The organism is Amycolatopsis orientalis DSM 43388 (assembly GCF_000411975.1).
GTDB lineage: Bacteria > Actinomycetota > Actinomycetes > Mycobacteriales > Pseudonocardiaceae > Amycolatopsis > Amycolatopsis orientalis_D.
Genome location: NZ_ASXG01000170.1, coordinates 79,547 through 101,062, shown reverse-complemented (window position 1 = coordinate 101,062; position 21,516 = coordinate 79,547). Strand labels below are relative to the sequence as shown.

The 21,516-nt window shown below is 70.7% G+C and carries 17 protein-coding genes; 11 read left to right on the top strand and 6 right to left on the bottom strand.

The genetic code is table 11. The annotated features are described in order from the left end of the window. Positions 1–6 precede the first annotated feature (6 nt). Positions 7–402, bottom strand: a complete 396-nt coding sequence (locus tag L942_RS35820; protein WP_037368861.1) for a DUF3224 domain-containing protein — start codon at positions 400–402, stop codon at positions 7–9. 62 nt (positions 403–464) lie between these two features. On the opposite strand from L942_RS35820, the gene L942_RS35815 reads away from it, so the two are divergent. Together L942_RS35815 and L942_RS35810 are read left to right on the top strand one after the other, a co-directional pair. Beyond that, the gene (locus tag L942_RS35815) at positions 465–1,442 is read left to right on the top strand and encodes a helix-turn-helix transcriptional regulator (RefSeq protein ID WP_037368859.1); all 978 of its coding nucleotides are present in this window, start codon (positions 465–467) and stop codon (positions 1,440–1,442) included. A gap of 337 nt (positions 1,443–1,779) precedes the next feature. Further along, entirely contained in the window at positions 1,780–2,586 is an 807-nt protein-coding gene (locus L942_RS35810; RefSeq protein WP_037368857.1) for a uroporphyrinogen-III synthase, read from the top strand. Here the strand turns inward: L942_RS35810 and L942_RS35805 are convergent. Both L942_RS35805 and L942_RS35800 read right to left on the bottom strand, forming a co-directional pair. Then, entirely contained in the window at positions 2,583–3,404 is an 822-nt protein-coding gene (locus tag L942_RS35805; protein WP_051166482.1) for a siderophore-interacting protein, read from the bottom strand. The two genes, L942_RS35810 and L942_RS35805, sit on opposite strands and share 4 nt — an antisense overlap. Before the next feature lie 251 nt (positions 3,405–3,655). Then, complete coding sequence (locus L942_RS35800) at positions 3,656–3,985, bottom strand: MGMT family protein (protein ID WP_037368855.1); 330 nt, start codon at positions 3,983–3,985, stop codon at positions 3,656–3,658. A gap of 116 nt (positions 3,986–4,101) precedes the next feature. Here L942_RS35800 and L942_RS35795 point away from each other — a divergent pair, with 116 nt between their 5' ends. Together L942_RS35795 and L942_RS35790 are read left to right on the top strand one after the other, a co-directional pair. Then, positions 4,102–7,275, top strand: coding sequence for an ATP-dependent helicase (locus tag L942_RS35795; protein ID WP_037368853.1), 3,174 nt, complete (start codon positions 4,102–4,104; stop codon positions 7,273–7,275). After that, the gene (locus tag L942_RS35790) at positions 7,272–10,652 is read left to right on the top strand and encodes an ATP-dependent helicase (RefSeq protein ID WP_037368881.1); all 3,381 of its coding nucleotides are present in this window, start codon (positions 7,272–7,274) and stop codon (positions 10,650–10,652) included. Before L942_RS35795 ends, L942_RS35790 begins: the two co-directional genes overlap by 4 nt. A gap of 3 nt (positions 10,653–10,655) precedes the next feature. Here the strand turns inward: L942_RS35790 and L942_RS35785 are convergent, their stop codons facing one another. Then, entirely contained in the window at positions 10,656–11,039 is a 384-nt protein-coding gene (locus L942_RS35785) for a DoxX family protein (RefSeq protein WP_037368851.1), read from the bottom strand. 106 nt (positions 11,040–11,145) lie between these two features. On the opposite strand from L942_RS35785, the gene L942_RS35780 reads away from it, so the two are divergent. Both L942_RS35780 and L942_RS35775 read left to right on the top strand, forming a co-directional pair. Then, on the top strand, positions 11,146–12,228 hold the full coding sequence (locus tag L942_RS35780; protein ID WP_037368849.1) for a potassium channel family protein: 1,083 nt from the start codon (positions 11,146–11,148) through the stop codon (positions 12,226–12,228). An 838-nt stretch (positions 12,229–13,066) separates the two neighbouring features. Further along, complete coding sequence (locus L942_RS35775) at positions 13,067–13,486, top strand: hypothetical protein (protein ID WP_037368880.1); 420 nt, start codon at positions 13,067–13,069, stop codon at positions 13,484–13,486. Between the two features lie 91 nt (positions 13,487–13,577). Here the strand turns inward: L942_RS35775 and L942_RS35770 are convergent, their stop codons facing one another. Then, positions 13,578–14,753: a neutral zinc metallopeptidase gene (locus tag L942_RS35770; RefSeq protein WP_235079601.1), complete on the bottom strand. Its 1,176-nt coding sequence runs from the start codon at positions 14,751–14,753 to the stop codon at positions 13,578–13,580. A gap of 198 nt (positions 14,754–14,951) precedes the next feature. Here L942_RS35770 and L942_RS45735 point away from each other — a divergent pair, with 198 nt between their 5' ends. The 5 genes from L942_RS45735 to L942_RS35745 are packed head-to-tail and all read left to right on the top strand — an operon-like array spanning position 14,952 to position 20,495. Then, on the top strand, positions 14,952–16,487 hold the full coding sequence (locus tag L942_RS45735; RefSeq protein ID WP_235079600.1) for a hypothetical protein: 1,536 nt from the start codon (positions 14,952–14,954) through the stop codon (positions 16,485–16,487). Continuing rightward, positions 16,481–17,116 (top strand): DUF4129 domain-containing protein, encoded by a 636-nt coding sequence (locus tag L942_RS35760; RefSeq protein WP_037368845.1) that lies wholly within the window; start codon positions 16,481–16,483, stop codon positions 17,114–17,116. Before L942_RS45735 ends, L942_RS35760 begins: the two co-directional genes overlap by 7 nt. Next, positions 17,113–18,252 (top strand): DUF4350 domain-containing protein, encoded by a 1,140-nt coding sequence (locus L942_RS35755; protein WP_037368843.1) that lies wholly within the window; start codon positions 17,113–17,115, stop codon positions 18,250–18,252. Before L942_RS35760 ends, L942_RS35755 begins: the two co-directional genes overlap by 4 nt. Next, on the top strand, positions 18,249–19,214 hold the full coding sequence (locus tag L942_RS35750) for an AAA family ATPase (RefSeq protein ID WP_037368841.1): 966 nt from the start codon (positions 18,249–18,251) through the stop codon (positions 19,212–19,214). Before L942_RS35755 ends, L942_RS35750 begins: the two co-directional genes overlap by 4 nt. Beyond that, positions 19,215–20,495 carry a DUF58 domain-containing protein gene (locus tag L942_RS35745; protein ID WP_037368839.1) on the top strand — a complete coding sequence of 427 codons (1,281 nt, stop codon included), beginning with the start codon at positions 19,215–19,217 and terminating at the stop codon, positions 20,493–20,495. Between the two features lie 16 nt (positions 20,496–20,511). Here the strand turns inward: L942_RS35745 and L942_RS35740 are convergent, their stop codons facing one another. Next, positions 20,512–21,516: a stage II sporulation protein M gene (locus L942_RS35740; RefSeq protein ID WP_037368837.1), complete on the bottom strand. Its 1,005-nt coding sequence runs from the start codon at positions 21,514–21,516 to the stop codon at positions 20,512–20,514.

Sequence of the window (21,516 nt, the reverse complement as noted above, 5' to 3'; positions counted from 1 at the left end):
CCTCCTTCAGAGCGTGTAGTCGAAGGTGTACGACACGGTCGGTTCGCCCAGTACGCCGTGCACGGTGCCGGTACCGCGGATGCCGGTCAGTTCACCGGTGCCGGAGCCGGCGACGACCTCGAACGTCGAGCGGATGCTCTTCGGGTCGAAACCCCACTCCTGCCGGACGATGAACGTGCCGCGGCGGCCGTCGACAGTGCCCTCGAACCGGTCGTAGCCCGGCGACGTGGTCGCGCCGCCGTCGTAGCCCTCGCCCGGGTAGTACAGCAGGTAATCGCCGGTGGCGGCACCCTGGATCACGCCCGAGTACTCCATCGCGGCGTGCACGTAGGCGACGCGGGGGCCGCCCTCCTCGCCGCTCGCCACGTGCTCATCCCACTTCGTCATGCCAAACGTGTTCATGCCGCTTACTCAAGCACCCATACCTGCCATCCTGTGTCAGGTATTTCAGTCATACTTGGCGCATGCGTGCCGGCCGTTTGCTCACCGTGCTTCTCCTGCTGCAGAACCGCGGCCGGATGACCGCCGAGGAACTGGCCGCTGAGCTGGAGGTTTCGGTCCGGACGGTGTACCGGGACATCGAGGCCTTGTCGGCCTCGGGCGTGCCGGTGTACGCCGACCGCGGCCGCAGCGGCGGCTACCAGCTCGTCGACGGCTACCGGACCCGGCTGACCGGCCTCAACGAGGACGAAGCCCAGTCGCTGGCCCTGGCCGGGCTCCCGGTCGCGGCCGCGGAGCTGGGGCTCGGCACGGTGCTGGCGGCGGCGCAGCTGAAGCTGTACGCCGCCTTGCCGCAGGAACTGCGCAGCCGCGCCGGCCGCGTCGCCGAGCGGTTCTACCTCGACGTGCCCGGGTGGCATCGCGGCATCGAAAGCCTGCCGACGCTGTCCGCGGTCGCCGACGCGGTCTGGGCCGGGCGACGGGTCCGAGTCCGGTACGAACGGTGGGGACAACGCGAGGTCGAGCGGGTGCTCGAACCGCTCGGGCTGATCCTCAAGGCGGGCAACTGGTACCTCGCGGCCCGGTGCGAGGGGACCGATCGCACCTACCGGATTTCGCGCATCCACGAGCTGACCGACCTCGGGGAGGAGTTCGAGCGACCGGCGGACTTCGACCTCGCTCGTTACTGGCAGGAGTGGTCCGAGCAGTTCGAACGCCGGATGTACCCCCGAAAGGCGACAGTCCGCCTCTCGCCGCGGGCTCAAGCTCTCGTACCGTTCTACGCGGGCAGCGTCGGTGCCCGGGCGCTTCGCGAGGCAGTCGCCGCCGGAGCGGAACCGGACGGCGACGGATGGTTGACGATCGACCTGCCGGTCGAACCGGGAGAACCGGCGATCGGCGAACTGCTCCGGTTCGGGCCGCATCTGGAGGTGCTCGCACCGGAGGGCCTGCGCACGGGACTGGCGGCGGCGATTCGCGAGATGGCGCGGGCGTATGAGTGAACTGGACGGGGCGGCGGCGTTCTTCTAGCCTGGCGCGCCATTGCGGGAGACGGGCCGAGTGGGTGAGCTGGATGGCGGGTGGTGTTGTCCTGGCTTGGCGCGGCGCAGGGCAGGCGGGCTGGATGGCGTTGTTCCGGCCCAGCGCGGCAGCGGGAGGCGGCCGAGCGGATGATCGAGCGGGACGGAGTGGCGGCGTTCCGGCCCAGCGCGTGGCAGCCGGAGACGGGCCGAGCGAATGGACTAGCTGATCAGGGTGCCGTTGCGGCGCGACGCGGAGATTTCGCCTGCGGGCCTCCGCCGATCGCCCGGCACGCCTACACCGGGAATGAGGCAAGCGATGGGTGAGCTGGACGGCGTGCGGATCGGCGTCACGGCCGAGCGGCGCGCGGACGACCTGATCGGCGCGTTGCTCCGGCACGGCGCGGAAGTGCGGCACGCGCCGACGATCACGATCGTCCCACTGGCCGATGATCCGGAACTTCGCCGCGGCACCGAAGCCGTGCTCGCCGCTCCGGTCGACCTCGCCGCGGTCACCACCGGCGCGGGGTTCCGCGGTTGGCTCGACGCCGCGGAAGGCTGGGGTCTTCGCGAGGGACTGCTCGAGACGCTCGCCGGGGCGCGGATCTTCGCGCGCGGGCCGAAAGCGGTCGGTGCCGTGCGTGGCGTCGGTCTGCGTGAGGAGTACTCCGCACCCGGCGAGAGCAACGAAGAGCTGTTCGGCGCGCTCAGCGAAGCGGGTGTCAAGGGCGCGCGCGTGGCATTGCAACTGCACGGCGCACCCCTGCCGGAGTTCAGCGATCCACTCGTCGAGGCCGGGGCGTCGGTACTCGCCGTGCAGCCCTACCGCTGGCACACGCCGCCGGACCCGGCGCCGGTGTTCTCGTTGATCCGCGAAGTGCTGTCCGGAGAACTGGCCGCGTTGGTGTTCACCAGTGCCCCCGCCGCGACGAACTTCCTCGCTCTCGCCGACGAATCCGGCCACGGCGCGGAGCTGCGCGAGACCCTGCGCGGTGGCACGGTCGTCTGCGCGTGCGTTGGTCCGGTCACTGCGGCTCCGTTGGAGGCAGCCGGAATCAGCACGCTACAGCCGGAGCGTCAGCGCCTCGGCGCGTTGGTGAAGCTGGTCGTCGCGAAGCTGAGTTAGGACGCTTCGGCCTGCTGTCGTCCCGCAGCCTCTTCGCTGAGCCCTTGCCGCCAGTAGCCGGTGAAGCAGATGGCTGTCTTGTCGAAGCCGCGCTCGCGAACAAGGTGTCGCCGTACGAGCTTCACGACGCCTGCTTCGCCAGAGACCCACGCGTACGGCGTGCCGCTGGGCAGCTCAGCCGCGCGTACGGCGTCTACGAGCGCTTCGCCATGCGTACGCGCGCCGCGGACCACCCAGTGCACCTCGACCGCACCGTTGGTCTCGAAGGTCTGTCGCTCCGCGCGGTCCGGAATCTCGATGTACACCGAAGCGCGCGCCGACCGCGGCAGCCTCTCCAGAATCCCGCCGATCGCGGGCAACGCCGTTTCGTCGCCGACCAGCAGTTGCCACGTCGTCCCGTCCGGCACGTCGTATAGCCCGTGCGGCCCGAGGAACACCACCTGGCCGCCGACCTCCGCCTGCCCGGCCCACGTCGACGCCGGCCCACCAGTCTCCTCGTGCAGCACGAAGTCGATGTCCACCTCGCCGCTCTCCGGACGCGCCGCGCGCACCGTGTACGTCCGCATCGGCGGCCGCACTTCGTCGGGCATCGCGAGGTACCGCCGATACCAGGACAGGACGTCGCCGTCCTCCGTCTCGGCGGGCGGCAGGTTCGGGTCCTCGTCGCCAGGGAGCGGGAAGAACACCTTCACGTACGCGTCCGGCGCCGCTGGGCCCGCTGCCGCGAGACCGGGGCAGTCGAAGGTGACACGAGCCATGTGCGGAGTGACCCGCCGGACCGCGGTGACCCGGCCGGGGTGGTAAGTCAGGGCGCTCATGAGGTGAGGCTAACCTAAATAGGGCGGTGCGGGCTATGCCTGGGGAGGATGGCGGACGCCACGCTTTCCCGGCTCCGGAAGCGCAGAGCGCGATGTCCGCGGGCGGCTGGGCGTCCGGTCCGTGGAGGATTCCTGGAGGGTTCCCTCGTCGGCTTCTACGGAAGCCCGGCCGGACCCGCCTCTGCGCTGCTGAACACGCATGGGGCGACAGCTGCGCGCTGTCGTGCCGCAGCACCGGTCAAGGAAGGGCGCTAGAACAAGCCGGGAGGTTCGTCCTCGCCGGGCTCGTCCCCATTCGGCCGCCAGCGGTACTTCCGCAGGTCCACCTTGTCGCCGTCGGCCAGCACGCCCTCGGCACGCAGCCGCTCGAGCTGTTCGTGCAGCAGATGCGGCGCGGGGGTCCCGTTCGCGCGGAGGATGCGGTGCCAGGGCAGGTCGTGGCCGTCCTCGGCGAGGGCGCGGCCGACCATGCGCGGGGAGGGCGCGCCGGAGAGCGCTGCGACGTCGCCGTACGTCGCGACTGTCCCCGCGGGTACGTCGGCGATGACTGCGCGTATCCGCTCGTGCAGTTCGTCGTTCATGACCCGGCCGAGGATAGTCCTGCCGAGGGGTGTGCCGGTGCGCCACCCGGGTGAGCGGGCATGGTTCCATCGCTGATGTGCACGTGCGGAGAGCAGGGAACGGGCAGGCGCGGCTGGTGCGCCCGCCGGTCCCTGCCACCCCCACGTTCACCTGGGGCGAAGACGCGCGCCGGCTGCTGTCGGCACCGGCTGGATTCCGCCGCGTGCTCGGCGGTCCGGGCACCGGCAAGACCGCGTTGCTCGCCACCGCCGCCGCGCGCCGGATCGCCGAGGGAGCGGATCCGGAGAGCGTGCTGGTACTCACGACGTCCCGCCGGGCGGCGGACGCGCTGCGGGCCGACCTGACCCGGCGGCTCACGTCGGACCCGGACCAGAAATCCCCGCTGCCGCGCACGGTGAGTGAACCCCTGGTGCGCACAGTGCACTCATACGCGTTTTCCTTGCTGCGCCTGGAAGCGCGCGCCGAGGAACTGCCGCCGCCGCGGTTGCTGGCCGGGGCGGAGCAGGACGTGGTCGTGCGCGAGCTGCTGGAGGGCGACCTGGAGGAGGGCGCGACGAACTGGCCGGAGCAGTTGCGGCCGGCGCTGACCGTGCCCGGGTTCGCCGAGGAGCTGCGCGACCTGCTGATGCGGGCGGCCGAGCGCGGGCTCGGACCGGAGGATCTGACCGAGCTCGGGCATCGCCAGGACCGCGAGGAGTGGGTCGCCGCCGGCCAGTTCTGGGCGCAGTACGAGGAGGTCACCCAGCTGCAAGGGGCGGGAGGCAACGCGCTCGGCCTGCCCGCCGCGCCCGCGCTCGACGCCGCCGAGCTGGTGACCTCGGCGTTGCTCGCGCTGGAGGACGACGAGGAACTGCGCGAACGCGAGCGAGGCCGGGTCCGCCACCTGTTCGTGGACGACGCGCACCACCTCGATCCGTTGCAGGTCCAGTTGATCCGCACGATCGGGTACACCGCGGAGGAGTTCGTGGTGGCCGGAGATCCGGACCAGTCGGTGTTTTCCTTCCGCGGCGCGGACCCGAAGCTGTTCGCCGATTCCGACCAGGACGGCGACCGGACGATCCTGCTGACGACCTCGCACCGGCTCGCTCCGACGGTCCGGGCAGCGGTCACGAAGCTCGGCGCGACGTTGCCCGGTGCGTCACCGCATCGGAAACTGGTTGCTCCGCCGGGGAAACGCGGTGGCAAGGTGCGGGTGCGGTTGATGCCGACTCCGGCGGCGGAGGCCAGCTGGATCGCGGACCAGTTGCGCCGGGCGCACCTCGTCGACGGGGTGCCGTGGTCGGAGATGGCAGTGCTGGTGCGGTCTCCGGCGCGGACTTTCCTTGTCCTGCAACGCGCCTTGCGGGCGGCCGGCGTGCCGATCGGTTCGGCTACTGAGGAATTGCCGTTGGCGAAGCATTCCGCGGTGCGGCCGCTGCTGGCGGTGCTGCGGATCGCCGCGGAGCCGGAACTGCTCGACGTCGATATCGCGGAAATGTTGCTGTCCTCGTCGCTCGGCGGGGCAGATCCGTTGGCGCTGAGGCGGTTGCGGCGGGGTCTTCGGCGGCTCGAGCTGGCCGGCGGCGGACAACGGTCGAGTGACGAGCTGCTCGTGGAAGCGTTGCGCGGCGGCGACATTCTCGTCGGTCTCGCGGACAATGAGGCGCTGCCGGTTCGTCGGGTGGGCAACCTGCTGAGCGTCACGCACCAGGCGGTGAGCCGTGGTGAAGGCGTCGAGCAGGTGCTGTGGGAGCTATGGCAGGCGAGCGGACTGCAGGAACGGTTGCTGCGGTTGGTGGATCGCGGCGGATCGCTCGGCGCGCAGGCTGATCGTGACCTGGACGCGGTGGTGGCGTTGTTCGACGCGGCGGGCCGGTATGCCGACCGGTTGCCCAAGGCGAGCGTCGCGGCGTTCGCGGATTACCTGTCGTCGCAGAACATCGCGGGGGACACGCTCGCTCCGGCCGCGATTCCCGGCGAAGGGGTTTCGCTGCTTACTGCGCACGCATCGGCGGGTCGCGAGTGGACAGTGGTCGCGATCGCCGGCGTGCAGGAGGGCGCGTGGCCAGATATGCGGCTGCGCGGTTCGCTGCTGGGCGTCGAGCGGCTGGTCGACCTGCTGTCCGGAGTGGACGAACATGACAAGGTCTCCGCCATCGCGCCGATTCTCGCCGAGGAACGACGGCTGTTTTACCTCGCGGCGAGCCGGGCGCGCCGGACGTTGCTCGTGACCGCGGTGGCTGGGGAAGACGAGCAGCCGTCCCGGTTCCTCGACGATCTCGAAGAGAACGGTGCGGACGACGGCATGCTCGACTCCCGGATGAAGCCGCCGGGCCGCTCGCTCGTGCTGGCCGAGCTGGTCGGCGAGTTGCGCGAGGTCGTGTGCGACGACAAGGCGGCCCCGGACCGTCGGAAGCGGGCGGCGAAGCAACTTGCCCGGTTGGCGGCCGCTGGGGTTCCGGGTGCGCATCCGGACACGTGGTACGGGTTGATGGAGGCGTCCACGGAGGACCCGGTGCACGGGCCGGGTGACCTGATGCGGATCTCGCCGTCCACTGTGGAAATCCTGGTGAAGTGTCCGCTGCGCTGGCTGATCGAGCGCCATGGCGGCAGCGACCCGGCGCAGCTGGCGGCGGTGACCGGAACTCTGGTGCACGGTTTGGCGCAAGCGATCGCGGGCGGCAGTACCGAGGAGCAGATCCAGGCCGCGCTCGACGAAGCGTGGGTGCGGGTGGACGCTGGCGCGCCGTGGTTCTCCCGGCGTGAGCGGTCCCGGGTGGAGCAGATGCTGCGCAACTTCGTGTCATGGCTGGAAAAGTCGCGGCAGGAGCTGATCGAGGCCGGGGTCGAGCAGGACATCGAGGTCGAGTTGCCGATGGGCGACGAAGAGGTGCGCGTGCTGCTGCGCGGGCGCGTCGACCGGGTCGAGACGGACAAGGACGGGCGTCCGGTCATCGTGGACATCAAGACCGGCAAGGTGCCGGTGTCCAGTTCGGACGCGGAGAAGCATCCGCAGCTCGCGGCGTACCAGCTGGCGGTGTTGCTGGGCGCGGTCGAGGGCAAGAAAACGCCGGGCGGGGCGAAGCTCGTGTACGTGGCGAAGGGGAACAACAAAACCGGTGCCACACAACGAGATCAACCGCCGATGGACGAGGACAACGGGCGCGAGTGGCTGGAACTCGTGCGGTCGGCCGCGGCCGCCGCGGTCGGCCCGGACTACCAGGCGCACGAGAACGCCGACTGCGACCGGTGTCCGGCGCGCGGGTGCTGCCCGTTGCGCCCGGAAGGGCGTCAGGTGACCGGACCGTGAGCCCGGTGGTGATCGCCAACCCGGTCGGACCCGCGGAAATCGCGGACGCACTGGGGTTGCACCGTCCGACGCCCGAGCAGGCGACCGTGATCGCGTCGCCGGTCGAGCCGTCGCTGGTCGTCGCGGGCGCGGGCGCGGGGAAGACCGAAACCATGGCCGCGCGCGTGGTCTGGTTGGTGGCCAACGGAATCGTGAGCCCGGAACGGGTGCTCGGCCTGACCTTCACCCGGAAAGCCGCGCGTCAGCTTGGCGAGCGGGTGCGGGCGCGGTTGCGGCGGCTCGCTGGTTCGGGCCTGTTGGAGCGGATCGATCCGTCGGGCGCGCTGCGGGCCACTGTGGTCGCCGGTGAGCCGACCGTGCTGACTTATCACGCGTATGCCGGACGCTTGCTGTCGGAGCACGGCTTGCGGCTTCCGGTGCAGCCCGGCGTGCGGTTGCTGTCGGAGACTTCGTCGTGGCAGCTGGCGCATCGAGTGGTGTCCACTTGGGACAATGACCTGGACACCGATCGGGTGCCGCCGACGGTCACCGCGCAACTGCTCGCGCTGGCCGGTGAACTGGGCGAGCATCTGATTTCGACGGAGAAGCTCGGGCAGTACACCGAGTGGTTGTGCGAGATCATCGAGAACGCTCCGCGTGCTAAAGGACAGCGTGCCTCGCTTCCGGTGAAGCTGCAGGAAGTGCTGGCGGCGCAACGTTTTCGGCTGGCTTTGCTGCCGCTGGTCGAGGATTACCATCGGCGCAAACGGGCGGAAGGCGCGCTCGACTTCGCGGACCAGATGTCGCTGGCCGCGCAGCTCGCGGAGGGGTATCCAGCGGTGGTCGCGGGGGAGCGCGAGCGCTACGGGGCCGTGTTGCTGGACGAGTACCAGGACACCGGGCACGCGCAACGAGTGCTGCTGCGGTCGCTGTTCGGCGGTGTTGAGCATCCGCCGATGCCGGTGACCGCGGTCGGCGACCCGGCGCAGGCGATTTACGGCTGGCGCGGCGCGAGTGCGGCGAACCTGCCGCGGTTCACCACGGACTTTCCGCGTCGCGGCGAGGAGCGGCTGGAAGCCGCGCACGAATTCGGGCTGCTCACCAGTTTCCGCAATCCGCCGGAAATCCTGGAATTGGCCAACGCGATCTCGGAACCGTTGCGGCAGCGCGGACTTGGCGTGGAACGGCTGCGGGCGCGGGACGGGGCCGGCCCGGCGGACATCGCGGTCGCGTTGCTGCCGGACGTGCGCGCGGAACGTGAGTGGGTCGCCGACCACCTGGCGCAGCGGTGGCACGCGGAGAAAGAGGAATCCGGCAAGCCGCCCACCGCGGCGGTATTGGTGCGGCGCCGGGCGGACATGGCGCCGATCGCGGCGGAACTGCGGATGCGCGGCCTGCCGGTCGAGGTCGTGGGCCTCGGCGGGTTGCTGGACGAACCGGAGGTCGCCGACCTCGTGTCCACCCTGCGAGTACTTGCCGATCCGCTGGCGGGCAGCGCGGCGGCCCGGTTGCTGACCGGTGCGCGCTGGCGGATCGCGGCGGCGGACGTCGCGGCGTTGTGGCGACGGGCCAACGAACTGACCTCGCCCGAGCCGCGCGCGAAGGACGGCGAGGAACCGGAACTCGTCGCTGAACGGGCGGAAACCGCGGGGCTGATCGACGCCGTTGACGAACCCGGTGCACCCGAGCGTTATTCCGCGGAGGGGTACCGGCGGATTCGCCGCCTGGGCGCGGAATTGACTGCCCTGCGTCGTCGGCTGGATCAGTCGCTGCCGGAATTGGTGGCGGACGTCGAACGCACGATGCTGCTCGACGTCGAATCGCTTGCCCGTCCCGGATCAGCGGGCCGCGCGCATTTGGACGCGTTCGCGGAAGTCGTGACCGACTACGCGGAGACCGCGCCGACGGCGACGCTATTGTCCTTTGTGGACTACCTGAACACCGCGGTACACGCGGAAGACGGTCTCACGCCGGGTGAGGTGCAGGTGGTTCCGGACCGGGTGCAGGTGCTCACCGTGCACTCCGCCAAGGGGCTCGAGTGGGAAGTGGTGGCGGTCCCGCATCTGGTCGCGGAGGTCTTTCCGGGCAAGCGCCGCTCGTCTTCCTGGTTGCGTACTTCTACCGCGCTGCCCGCGCATTTGCGTGGTGACGCGGCGGACCTGCCGAAGCTGCAGATCGCGGAAGGTTATGACCGCAAGGAAGTACAGGAAGCGCTGGAACTGCACGAAGAAGGGTTCGTAGCGCGGGAAGCCGACGAGGAACGCCGGCTTTGTTACGTCGCGCTGACCCGTTCCGAGCGTGCGTTGCTGGTATCCGGGCATTGGTGGAACGAAAGCAGCACACGCGCCAAAGGCCCGTCGATCTTCCTGTCGGAAATCGCCGAGGTGATGAACGAGGCCGACCCACCGTTGGGCGTGATCGACGTCTGGGCCGACGAACCGGCGGAGGACGAGGAAAACCCGCTGGTAGCGGATTCCCGGACGGCGCGGTGGCCGGTGGACCCGCTGGGCGACCGGCGGTCCGGCGTGGCCACCGGGGTGGATCTGCTGCTGGCGGAAATGGCCGCCCTGGAAGAGGAACCCGAGCCCGAACCGGAAGCCGAACCGCTTCCGGCGGCCGACGACGACGAAATCCCGCTGCCGCCGGAACCCGAGGACGAAGAAGACTACCTGCCGGATGACGAATACTTCGAAGACGACGAGGACGTCGTCGATCCGGAAGACCCGGACGGCTGGGCCGCCGACACCGACGTCCTTCTGGCCGAACGCGCCCGCGCTCAGTCCACTGTGGATCGCGTGGCGCTGCCCGCGCAGCTCAGCGTGAGCCAGTTGGTCGATTTGGCGTCCGATGCGGATGCTCTGGCGCAACGGCTGCGTCGGCCGCTTCCCTTGCCGCCCAACACCTTCGCTCGCCGCGGCACCGCGTTCCACAGCTGGCTGGAGCAACGGTTCTCCGGCGACCGGCTGCTGGAGATCGACGACCTCCCCGGTGCGGCGGACGTCGGCGAAGCGCCGGACACTGATTTCGAAGCCCTGCAAGAAGCTTTCGAGAACAGTGAATGGGCCGACCGGGTCCCGGTCGCGGTGGAGGTGCCGTTTTCCGCGGACGTCGAAGGCCTCACCTTGCGCGGCCGGATGGACGCGGTGTACGCGGACCCCGACGGCGGCTGGACTGTCGTGGACTGGAAAACCGGCTCGGTGCCGTCCGAAGAACGGTTGCCGGCACTGGAGATTCAGCTTGGTGCGTATCGATTGGCGTGGGCAGCGCTGAAGAAGGTGCCGGTGGATCAGGTGCGCGCGGCCTTCCACTATGTCCGACATGGGCACACGCTGCGGCCGGCCGACCTGCTCGATGCGGAAGGCCTGCGCGCCCTGGTGCGCAACATTCCGCAGGAGTAAGAGCTAGGCCCGATCGCGGACGGTCAATGCCCAGCTCACCAACGGCCACTGCAGCGGCAGCCGCAGCCACGCCACCGCGCGGTCCCGCGCCGGACGGCCGCGCCGGTGGTAATCCAACGCCATTTTCACGTTCCCTGGAAACACCCCGACGAACAGCAGCGCCGCCGCCAGTCCGCCGAGCCGGCGCGTGCGCGGCGCGGCGATCCCGGCGGCGACGGTCAGCTCGGCGACGCCCGACGCGTACGTCCACGTGCGCCGGTCACCGGGCAATTCCTTCGGGACCAGCGCGTCGAACGGCTTCGGCCGGAGGAAGTGCAGGACGCCCGCCCCGGCGAGGAGAGCGGCGAGAAGATGCGCCGGACGTTGCGACGCGCGAGGCTCGGACATGCGGCAAGCCTGCCACAGCAGCCTCCTCGGGACGGATGTGCGGGTGCTCCGATTGGGTTATCCTCCCGGCTGTGAGTGACGCCGAACGCCCGCGGGGAGCCGGTGCATGAAGGCCCTGAAACGGCTGCCCCTGAACGTCCGGTTGAACGACCGGCCCGACCACGAGCTCGTCGGCGTGATCCGGATGCCCGAGCTGACAGTCAGCCCGATGCGCTCGATCGTGAAGCGGATCATCGGCGCGATGCTGGCCCTGCTCGCCACGGTGCTGATCGTCTACCTCGACCGGGACGGCTACCGCGACGCCAACGGCGACGGCCTTTCGCTTCTCGACTCGCTTTATTACGCGACAGTTTCCCTCTCGACCACCGGCTACGGCGACATCGCCCCGGCCACCGCGTCCGCGCGGCTGGTCAACGTCATCGTGATCACGCCGCTGCGGGTGCTCTTCCTCATCGTCCTCGTCGGGACCACCCTGGAAGTGCTCACCGAGCGCTCCCGGCAGGCGTTCAAAATCCAGAAGTGGAGGACGAAGGTGCGCGACCACACCGTCGTCGTCGGTTTCGGCACGAAGGGCCGCTCGGCGGTCAACGCGCTGCTCGGCGACGAAGAGGTGCAGGCCAACCGCGTCGTGGTCGTCGACACCGACCAGCAGGCGCTGGACGCGGCGAGCGCGCTCGGCCTCGTCACCGTGCACGGATCGGCGACCCGGGCGGACGTCCTGCGAGTCGCCGGCGTGCAGCACGCGCGAGCGGTAGTGGTCGCACCGAACCGCGACGACACCGCTGTGCTGGTCACCCTCACCGCACGCGAACTGGCCCCGAAGGCGCACATCGTGGCTTCGGTGCGCGAGGCGGAGAACGTGCACCTGCTGAAGCAGTCCGGCGCGAACCAGGTCGTGGTGTCGAGCGAGACGGCCGGCCGGCTGCTCGGGATGGCGACATCCACTCCACTTGTAGTGGACATGGTGGAGGACTTGCTGACGCCGGAGTCCGGCCTGGCGATCGCCGAGCGCAGCATCGAGCCCAGCGAGGAAGGCGGCTCGCCCCGGCACCTGTCGGACACGGTGCTCGGCGTGGTGCGCGACGGAGTGCTCTACCGGGTGGACGCCCCGCAGGCGGACGCGCTCGAGCCGGGGGACCGGCTGCTGTACGTCAAGAAGGTCACTCAGGTCGATCACATCGAGCGCTGAGGGCTGCTCGGTGCTGCAGTGCTGCTCCGACATGGGGATGCGGCACCGGGCGGGGCGCGGGTTTCGCTCCTCGGAAGTCCGTGAAGGGCTCCTTGAGGGAATCAGATTCCCTCAAGGAGCCCTTCACGGACCTCGGCATTCACGGACCTCGGCATCGTGCCGGTCCCGTCGGCGGGGAGAGCCCCAGCGCCGTCGCGGTGCGGCGAAGCCCCCATGCCGCGTTGGGCGCGGCTGGGGCGCACCGGATGCCGCTTTGGGGTGTGCTGGGCGACTGCTGTGGCGTTGGGTGGGTCGCATTGAATGTCGCTTTGGGTTTTGTGGGGCGACCAATGCCGCGGTGGGTGTGTGGGGCGCGCGGATGCCGTTTCGGGGGTGTGCGGGGCGACCGCTGTGGCGTTGGTTGGGTAGGCCCGCACCGAATGCCGCTTTGGGGTGTGCTGGGCGACTGCTGTGGCGTTGGGTGGGTGGCATCGAACGCCGTTTTGGGTTTTGCGGGGCGACCAATGCCGCGTTGGGCGTGTGGGGCGCGCGAGCGCCGTTTCGGGGGTGTACGGGACAACTGCTGCCGCGTTGGGTGGGCCGCATCGAATGCCGCGTTGGGGGCATGCGGCGCAACCAATGCCACTTCGGGTGATTAGGGCGCACCGAATGCGGCATTGGGGTGATGCCCAGGCGCGGTCCGGGGCAGAGCGAACCGGGGCTCGGCGGACGGGGCGGTCCCGGCCGGGGTCCCCCGTGCGCGGGCACCTCACTGGGTTTTGCCCCCGGCATCTGGAAGCATGGCGTCGTGCAGGTTTCCGAACCCCCGCATAAGAGCCCCGTCAAGCGGGGGCTGCAGATGGGCATCCCGATCGCGGTCGGGGTGCTCGTCGTGGTCTTGACGTGGCTCGCCGGCCCGGGGCTGCTCAGCATTCAGGCGAAGTCCCCGGGCGCGCCGGTGGACGCCCGGGTCACCAAGGCCGTCGACTGCTCCGTGCCCGGCGCGGCCGAATCGGTCTCGTTCCAGCTCGGCGGCAAACCGCGGGAGGGCACGCTCGACAGCTGCGGGCACGGCAAGGACGAGCACCTCCAGGTGCTGGTCCCGGACGACGCTCCGGCGGACGGCGTCATTTCAGTCACCATGCCGGACACCACGGCGGGGGCACAGGACCTGCGCGCGCCGATCGCGCTGGCGCTGCTGGTGTTCGCCTGTTTCTGCGGCGGGATGTACGCGTACCTGGTGATCCGCGGCTCGGGCAAGCTCGCCCTGCTCAGCTGACGCGCGGAGAAGCACGGCAGCGGCAGCGCTCTCCGGCACCACTCCGGTTGTAGTGGCGACGCCGGGCCACTGATCACTACGGACGCAGTGGTCAGCTGACGTCCGAAGACGGGGCGGCGAAGGTGTTGCAGTCCGCGATCCGGTTGTCCTTCGCCCCGGCACGCCACCACTGCGCGTAGTGCGCGTTGGTGCCGTGGTCGTGGCTGCGGGAAGTGTTGTCCCCGCGGGTTTCCTGGTCGTTCCAGGCTTTGTTGTACATGTCGCGGGTGATCGTGCCGCCGCGGTCGACGTGCGCGCCCAGGAACATTCCGGAGAAGCACTGTGCCTGGAGTTCTTTGCGGCGCGACATTTCGAGGCCCTCGGGGCTGTTCTGCCCGGCCGCGTAGATCTTCTGCCACGCGGCGTCCATGATGCCCGCGACTTCCTGCACGTGGTGGCCGTACTCGTGGGCGAACAAGGCCAGGTAGACGCCCGGGTTGTTGCCGTACTGATCGGTCTGCAGGCCCTTGAACGGGACGTACAGATTGTTTTCGCAGTAGTACGCCGCGGTCGCGATGCCGACCTGGATGGTGCCGCATTCGGTGTCGAAGCTCGGCCCGGTCGGGAAGTGCAGCGCGGGCGGCGTGAACGGCAGGTTGTAGGACTCGAGGAACGGGCCCCACGCCGCGTCGAGGCATTTGCTCGCGGCGGTGAAGAAGGCTTCGGCGCCGTCCTGCGTGCTGGTCCACGGCGGCAGGTTGCAGACGAGGTTCTGCAGGCCGGCGTTGGGGTCCTGCAGGATCGGGTGGTCGGCCAGCTTGAGGATCTTGTGCGGACCCGCGCTGGTCGAGGTGGTCGGGCTTTCCGACGAAGTGGTCGGCGCGCTCGACGAGGTGGACGAGCCGCTGGCCGGCGGCAGTTCGTAGGCGGACGACGGCGACGGCGGCGCGGCCTGGTAGCCCGCGTTGCTCGGCCCCGACCCGCGGTTCAGCGAAACAATCGCCACGACACCCAGTGCCAGCACCGCGACCGCGCCGAGGCACAGCCCGACGATCAGCCCGGTGGGCTTGCGCGGCGGCACCGGGTAGGACGGCGGCTGTTGCCACTGCGGCCCCTGCGGCGGCGGACCCTGATACGGCGGCTGCTGTCCCTGGTACGGCGCCTGGGCCTGGTTGGAACCTTGCGCCCGGCCCGGGTACTGGCCCGGCGGCACCGGTCCTTGGCCCGGCACCGGCGGCGGTTGAACGGTCCCGCGTGGCGGCACCTGGCCGTAGGGCGGTTGCGTCATCAGGGCAGTCCCGGTAGGTCTCGGCGCGGGCCGGGCGTACCCCGGCTTGCCGTTCAGCATATCGGGGGATGCCCGGGCCGCCGCACCACTTCGCCGGACGGGCTGCCCGCCCGGACGTCCCCCCAGGTCTGGCCGGGTGCGGGCGGCTCTGGAAGAGTGACGGCAGCAACCGCAAGGCCGTGCAGACGAGGGGCTCCGATGACAAACTCACCCGGTGCGCCCGGGGCGGGGGACGACACGCCTACGCCGAGCCGGGGCTTCGCCAGCCCCGATCCCGGAGCGTCCGCTGCCACCCCGCCGGAGACCGGCGAAAAGGACATCTCGTCCTCGCCGTCCGGCCCGAACGGCGGATTTTCGTCGTCCGCCAGCGAAAACGCCGCTTCGGCCGGGGCGAATCCGCCCGCCGGGACGGGCCAGACCGGCGCGACTCCGTCGCCTGCCAGCGAAAATGCGCAGCCCGGTGGTGTGTCCCCGGCTGGCCCGGCCTCGTCGGGCGGCGTGCATCCCGCTGGCTCGACGCCGCAGCCGGGTGCCGAATCCCCGGCTGGCGCGACTTCGCCTTCAGGTGGCGCGAACCCGGCTGGCGCGACGTCGCCTTCGGGTGGTGCGAACCCCGCTGGTGCCACGCCGCCGTCGGGCGGCGCGACCCCGGCTGGCGCGACCCCTCCGTTCGGGCAAACCCCGCCGCCCAGCACCTTCTCGGCACCCGGCGGAACGCCGCCCCCGGCCGGCGGGCAATGGCAATCCCCAGGGCAATCCCCGGGCCAGCAACCGCTTCCGCAGTACCCCGGCGGCGGCTACGGCCATCCCGGCGCGGGCTGGGGTCCGAACGGACTGGGCAAACCGGGCGTGATCGCGTTGCGTCCGTTGAACGTCGGCGACATCCTCGACGGCGCGATCACCGCGATCCGCCGGTATCCGCTGCTGATCCTCGGCGTCTCCGCGATCGTCGCGGTCGTCTCGGCGGGGCTGAACCTCGTCGCGACGCTGTGGCTGGTGCCCGATTTCAACCGGGTCGCCCAGCTCGGTCCGGCCGCGACGCAGCAACAGCAGCTCGACGCGCTCTACAGCCTGCTCGGCTCCACGCTCACCGCGTTGCTGCCGACGCTCGTGATCTCGATGCTGGCGCAGACTTTCCTCACCGGTTTCCTCACCGTGGTGATGGGCAAAGCGGTGCTCGGCCGTCCGGTCGACTTCGGTTCGGCGATGCGCGAAGCCGCGCCGCGGTTGCTGCCGCTGCTGGCGGTCACCGTCCTGTACACGCTGGCCACGATCGTCGCCGCGGCGTTCTGCCTGCTGCCCGCAGTGCTGCCGTACGTGTTCTGGTCGCTCGCCGGCCCCGCGCTGGTGCTGGAACGCGGCACCATCGGACAGGCGTTCTCGCGGTCGCGCCAGCTCGTGTCGGGGATGTTCTGGCGGGTGTTCGGGGTGCTCCTGCTGGGGGCCGTGATCAGCTGGCTGATCTCGGCGATCATCAGCGTTCCGTTCAGCCTCGGCTCGGGCGCGTTCAGCGGCCTCTTCGACCCGCAGGCGACCGTGCCGAAGGTGACGACCGGCGGTCTCGTGCTGGAGTCGGTGGGCAAGGTGATCGCGGAGACGATCGTCATGCCGTTCACCGCGCTGGTCACCGTGGTGCTCTACATCGACCAGCGGATGCGCCGCGAGGGCATGGACATCGAACTGGCCAGGGCGGCGGGCATCCAGCCGCCGCAACCGCCGCGGCAGGCGTGGTGATCGGTTTTCTCGCCGACGTCCCGGTCGACATCGACCGGGACCCGGCCCGGCTGCGAGCGGTCCAGGAGCTGACCGACCCGAATTACGCGGCCGCGCAGCCGGGTCTGCTCGAGCGGTTCTGGCAATGGCTCGGACGGCTCGTCTCCCGGCTGTTCGAGTCGTTGTCCGGGGTGCCCGGCGGCCCGCTCGGCCTGCTGCTGGTGCTGGCCTTGGTGATCGTGCTGATCGTGGTCGTGCGGCTGCGGGTGGGCAAGGTCGGCCGGTCGGCGAAAACGACCGGCCAGGTGTTCAGCGGGCGGCGGCAGACCGCGGACGAGTACCGGAAAGCCGCCGAGGAAGCCGCCGCTCGCGGTGATTTCGCCGACGCGGTGCGGGACCGGTTCCGCGCGCTCGTGCGGGGGATGGAAGAACGCGCGCTGCTCGACGTCCGTTCCGGCCGGACCGCGGACGAGGCGGTCGCCGAAGCCGGAAGGTTCCTGCCGGACCTGGCGGTGGAACTCGCCGCTGCCGCGCGGCAGTTCGACGACGTGCACTACGGCGGACGGCCGGGCACCGAAGCCGGGTACCGCAGCTTGTCCGAAGTGGACGAACACGTCCGGCGTGCCCGACCGGTGCTGGCGGACGCATGAGCACAGCTGTTTCGCCGGATCTGCGCCGAATCTGGCGGGGCGCCCGGGTTCCGTTGGCGCTGCTCCTGCTGATCGTGATCGTCGCGATGGCCATCGTGCTCAGCCGGGGCGACCAGACCAGCGGCGAGTTCGATCCCGGTTCCTACGAACCGCGCGGCAGTCACGCGCTCGCGCATTTGCTGGAGCAGGAAGGCGTCCGGATCCGCGCCGCGCATTCGCTCGCCGAGGCGCGCGAGGCCGCCGACAGCGGAACTCTGCTGGTCACCGATCCGCAATTGGTGCCGAAGGACGGATTGGCCGATCTGCGCCGCCGGGTCGCGCACCTCGTGCTCGTCGCGCCGGGATCGGCCGCGTTGGGCATGACGGCGCGGACGGTTTCCGCGGCAGGGACGGGAGAAGTCCGTACGCTGCAACCGGATTGCACGGTCGGCGCGGCGGTCAGCGCGGGCTCGGTCACCCTCGGCGGACGCCATTACCGCACCGACGACAAGACAGCGCGGGCTTGCTACCGCGACAGCGGCGAACCGACGTTCGTCCAGGTGGCGGACCGGACCGGCACGGTGAGCGTGCTCGGCTCGGCGGACGCGTTCACCAACGACCAGATCGCCAAGGAAGGCAACGCGGCGTTCGGCATGCGGCTGCTGGGCGATCACCGGCAGCTGGTCTGGTACGTACCGTCCACAGCGGACCCCGCGCTGGACGGCGAGAAGAAGCCGTTCGTCGACCTGATCCCGCCGGGCTGGCGATACGGCGCGCTGACCGCGGGAATCGCGATCGTCCTTTTCGCACTGTGGCGGGCGCGCCGGCTCGGGCCGGTGGTGCGCGAGCCGCTGCCGGTGGTCGTGCGGTCGGCGGAAACGGCGGAGGGCCGGGCCCGGCTGTACCGGCGGGGCGGGGCGACCGGGCACGCGGCGGAAACCCTGCGCGAGGCGGCCCGGACGCGGCTGCGGAAGAGACTGGGCTTGCCGCGCGACGCCGGCCCGCCCGCGGTGGTGGAGACGGTGTGCGCGCGGACCGGCCGGGTGCCGAACGAGGTCGGGGCGGTGCTGTACGGCCCGTCGCCGTCCGACGAGGCGGCGCTGGTGCGGCTGGCGGACGAACTGGACGCGGTGGAACGAGAGGTGGAGCGTTCTTGAGTACCGAACAGAGGCAGGACGCGCGGGCGGCCCTGATCGCGCTGCGCACCGAGGTCGGGAAGGCTGTGGTCGGCAACGACGCGGCCGTCACCGGGCTCATCCTCGCGCTGCTCTGCCGAGGGCACGTGCTGCTGGAAGGCGTTCCCGGCGTCGCGAAAACGCTGCTGGTGCGTGCGTTGGCGGCGTCGCTGGACCTGAAGACGACGCGGGTGCAGTTCACGCCGGACCTGATGCCGGGCGACGTCACCGGGTCCATTGTGTACGACGCGCACAGCGGCGAATTCTCCTTCCGTGAGGGCCCGGTGTTCACGAATCTGCTGCTGGCCGACGAAATCAACCGGACGCCGCCGAAGACGCAGTCGTCGTTGCTGGAGGCGATGGAGGAGCGGCAGGTGTCGATCGACGGCACCTCGCGTCCGCTGCCGGATCCGTTCGTGGTGATCGCGACGCAGAACCCGGTCGAGTACGAGGGCACCTATCCGTTGCCCGAAGCGCAGTTGGACCGATTCCTGCTGAAGCTGACCATGCCGGCTCCGTCGCGGGAGGACGAGATCGGCATTCTTTGGCGGCACGCACAGGGTTTCGACCCGCGAAACCTCGCCGCCGCGGGGGTTCGCCCGGTCGCCGGGGCGGCGGACCTCGCGGCCGCGCGGGAGGCGGTCGCGAGGGTGACCGTCGGTCCGGAAGTGATCGGCTACGTGGTCGACCTGTGCCGCGCCACGCGGGAACTCCCGGCGGTGCGCATCGGCGTTTCTCCGCGTGGCGCAACGGCTTTGCTCGCCCTCACGCGCGCGTGGGCCTGGCTGTCCGGCCGCGATTACGCGACGCCGGACGACGTCAAGGCGCTCGCCCGCCCCGCGCTCCGGCACCGTCTCGACGTGCGGCCCGAAGCCGAACTCGAAGGCGTGACCTCGGACGGCGTCCTCGACCGGGTGCTGGCCTCCGTGCCGGTGCCGCGCTAAATGGCAGTCACCGGGCGGCTCGGGCTGCTGGCGCTGCTGGGGGCGCTGGTGGTCGGGCTGCTGTTCCCGTCCGGCACCGGCGTCGCGGTCGTGGTCGCAGTGCTGCTGGTGCTGGTCGTCGTGGATCTCGTGCTGGCCGGCAGCGTGCGGACGCTGCGGTTTTCGCGCAGCGGCAGCACTTCCGTCCGGCTGGGGGAACCCGCCGAAGTCACGCTGACCGTGACGAACCCTGGCCGGCGCACCGTGCGCGGCTCGCTGCGGGATGCCTGGCCGCCGAGCGCGGGAGCCGACGACCGGCACGCGCTGGTGATTCCGTCCGGCGAACGGCGGGCGTTGCCGACCACGCTGCTCCCGACCCGCCGTGGTGACCGCGTCGCGGCCCGGGTGACCGTGCGCGCGGCAGGCCCGCTGGGGCTGGCCGCGCGGCAGGGTTCGCACGAGGTGCCGTGGACGGTTCGGGTGCTGCCGCCGTTCCACAGCCGCAAGCATCTGCCTTCGCGGCTGGCTCGGCTGCAGCAGCTGGACGGCCGCAACGCGGTGCTGATCCGGGGCCAGGGAACGGAATTCGACTCCCTGCGCGAATACGTCATCGGCGACGACGTCCGGTCGATCGACTGGCGCGCGACGGCTCGGGCGTCCGACGTGATGGTGCGGACGTGGCGTCCGGAACGCGACCGGCAGGTGGTTTTGGTGCTGGACACCGGCCGGGTCTCGGCCGGTCGAGTCGGGGACGCGCCCCGGCTGGACGCGGCGATGGACGCGGCGCTGCTGCTGGCCGCGCTGGCTTCGCGGGCGGGGGACCGGGTCGACCTGGTCGCGTACGACCGCCGGGTGCGGGCGTCGGTGCCGAACGCTTCGACGCCGTCTTTGGTGAACGCCTTGGCCACGATCGAACCGTCGCTGGTGGAGACGGATGCGCGGGGGATGGTCGCGGAAGTCCTGCGCCGCACCCGGCGGCGGGCTCTGGTGGTGCTGTTGACCGGGCTGGAACCGGCCCCGTTGCAGGAGGGGCTGTTCCCGGTGCTGGGGTCGTTGACGGCTCGGCACGAGGTGCTGGTGGCTTCGGTGGCGGACTCCCGGGTGGCGGAAATGGCGGCTTCGCGAGGCTCGGCGGAGGCGGTTTACGACGCGGCTGCGGCGGAGCGGGCACTGGCGGATCGGGAGTCTTCGGTGGCGTGGCTGACGAGGCACGGGGTTGGCGTGGTGGACGCGGTGCCGGAGGAGTTGCCGCCTGCGCTGGCCGATCGCTACCTCGCCCTGAAGGCCGCGGGCCGGTTGTAGGTCCTTCACGAACTTCTCAGCCAGCTTCGGGAAGCGCGTCTCCGGCGGCTCGCCGATCCACATCCCCGGTTTCGCCGTCACGAGCGGCCCGCCTCCCCAGCGTGAACACGTACGTCAGGAACAGCAGCTCCACCACCGCCCCGATGCCGATTCGCAGCCACGTCGGCCAGCCGGACGGCGTCACGAACGCCTCGATCACTCCCGACACCAGCAGCACGCACGCCAGCCCCAGCGCCATCACCACCACTGAACGGCCCTGCTCGGCCAGCGCCGCGCTGCGCGAGCGGCGGCCCGGGTCCACCACCGTCCAGCCGAGTTTCAGCCCGGTGCCGGCCGCGATGAACACCGCCGTCAGTTCCAGCAGGCCGTGCGGCAGGAGCAGGCCCAGCAGCACGTCGCCGCGGCCCGCGGAGGACATCAGGCCGATCGCGACCCCGGCGTTGAGCGAGTTCATCCACAGCGCGGCGATCACCGGCAAGCCGAGCGCGACGCCCAGGAACAGGCACGTCGCCGCCACCCAGGCGTTGTTCGTCCACACTTTCGCCGCGAACGACGCCGCTGGGCCATTCGAGTAGTACGTCTCGTATTGGCCGCCCGGCGCGGTCATCGCCTTCACCTCGTCCGGCGACACCAGCGACGCGCGCACCTGCGGGTCGCCGGCGATCCACACGCCCAGCACCGCCATCACCGCGACCGACAGCAGCGCCGCCGGGATCCACCAGCGGCGGCTCAGGTACACCGCGGCCGGGAAGCGGCGGGTGAAGAACAGGCCGACCTCGCGCCATGCCGGGCTGTGCGAGCCGGCGACCGCCGAGCGGCCGCGGGCGACCAGCGCCGACAGCCTCGCCAGCAGGGCCGGGTCGGGCGCGGTCGAGCGGATCATCGACAGATGCGTCGCCGTGCGTTGATACAGCGTGACCAGCTCGTCCGCCTCCGGGCCGGTCAGCCTGCGCCGTCCGGCGAGCTCGCCGAGCCGGTTCCACTCCGCGCTGTGCGCCGCGACGAACACGTCGACGTCCAC

Excerpts from the sequence above, each read along its gene's own strand:
- L942_RS35820 (WP_037368861.1), bottom strand. The coding sequence starts at position 402 with ATGAACACGTTTGGCATGACGAAGTGGGATGAGCACGTGGCGAGCGGC.
- L942_RS35815 (WP_037368859.1), top strand. The coding sequence starts at position 465 with ATGCGTGCCGGCCGTTTGCTCACCGTGCTTCTCCTGCTGCAGAACCGC.
- L942_RS35810 (WP_037368857.1), top strand. The coding sequence starts at position 1,780 with ATGGGTGAGCTGGACGGCGTGCGGATCGGCGTCACGGCCGAGCGGCGC.
- L942_RS35805 (WP_051166482.1), bottom strand. The coding sequence starts at position 3,404 with ATGAGCGCCCTGACTTACCACCCCGGCCGGGTCACCGCGGTCCGGCGG.
- L942_RS35800 (WP_037368855.1), bottom strand. The coding sequence starts at position 3,985 with ATGAACGACGAACTGCACGAGCGGATACGCGCAGTCATCGCCGACGTA.
- L942_RS35785 (WP_037368851.1), bottom strand. The coding sequence starts at position 11,039 with ATGTCCGAGCCTCGCGCGTCGCAACGTCCGGCGCATCTTCTCGCCGCT.
- L942_RS35780 (WP_037368849.1), top strand. The coding sequence starts at position 11,146 with ATGAAGGCCCTGAAACGGCTGCCCCTGAACGTCCGGTTGAACGACCGG.
- L942_RS35775 (WP_037368880.1), top strand. The coding sequence starts at position 13,067 with ATGGGCATCCCGATCGCGGTCGGGGTGCTCGTCGTGGTCTTGACGTGG.
- L942_RS35770 (WP_235079601.1), bottom strand. The coding sequence starts at position 14,753 with ATGACGCAACCGCCCTACGGCCAGGTGCCGCCACGCGGGACCGTTCAA.
- L942_RS45735 (WP_235079600.1), top strand. The coding sequence starts at position 14,952 with ATGACAAACTCACCCGGTGCGCCCGGGGCGGGGGACGACACGCCTACG.
- L942_RS35755 (WP_037368843.1), top strand. The coding sequence starts at position 17,113 with ATGAGCACAGCTGTTTCGCCGGATCTGCGCCGAATCTGGCGGGGCGCC.
- L942_RS35745 (WP_037368839.1), top strand. The coding sequence starts at position 19,215 with ATGGCAGTCACCGGGCGGCTCGGGCTGCTGGCGCTGCTGGGGGCGCTG.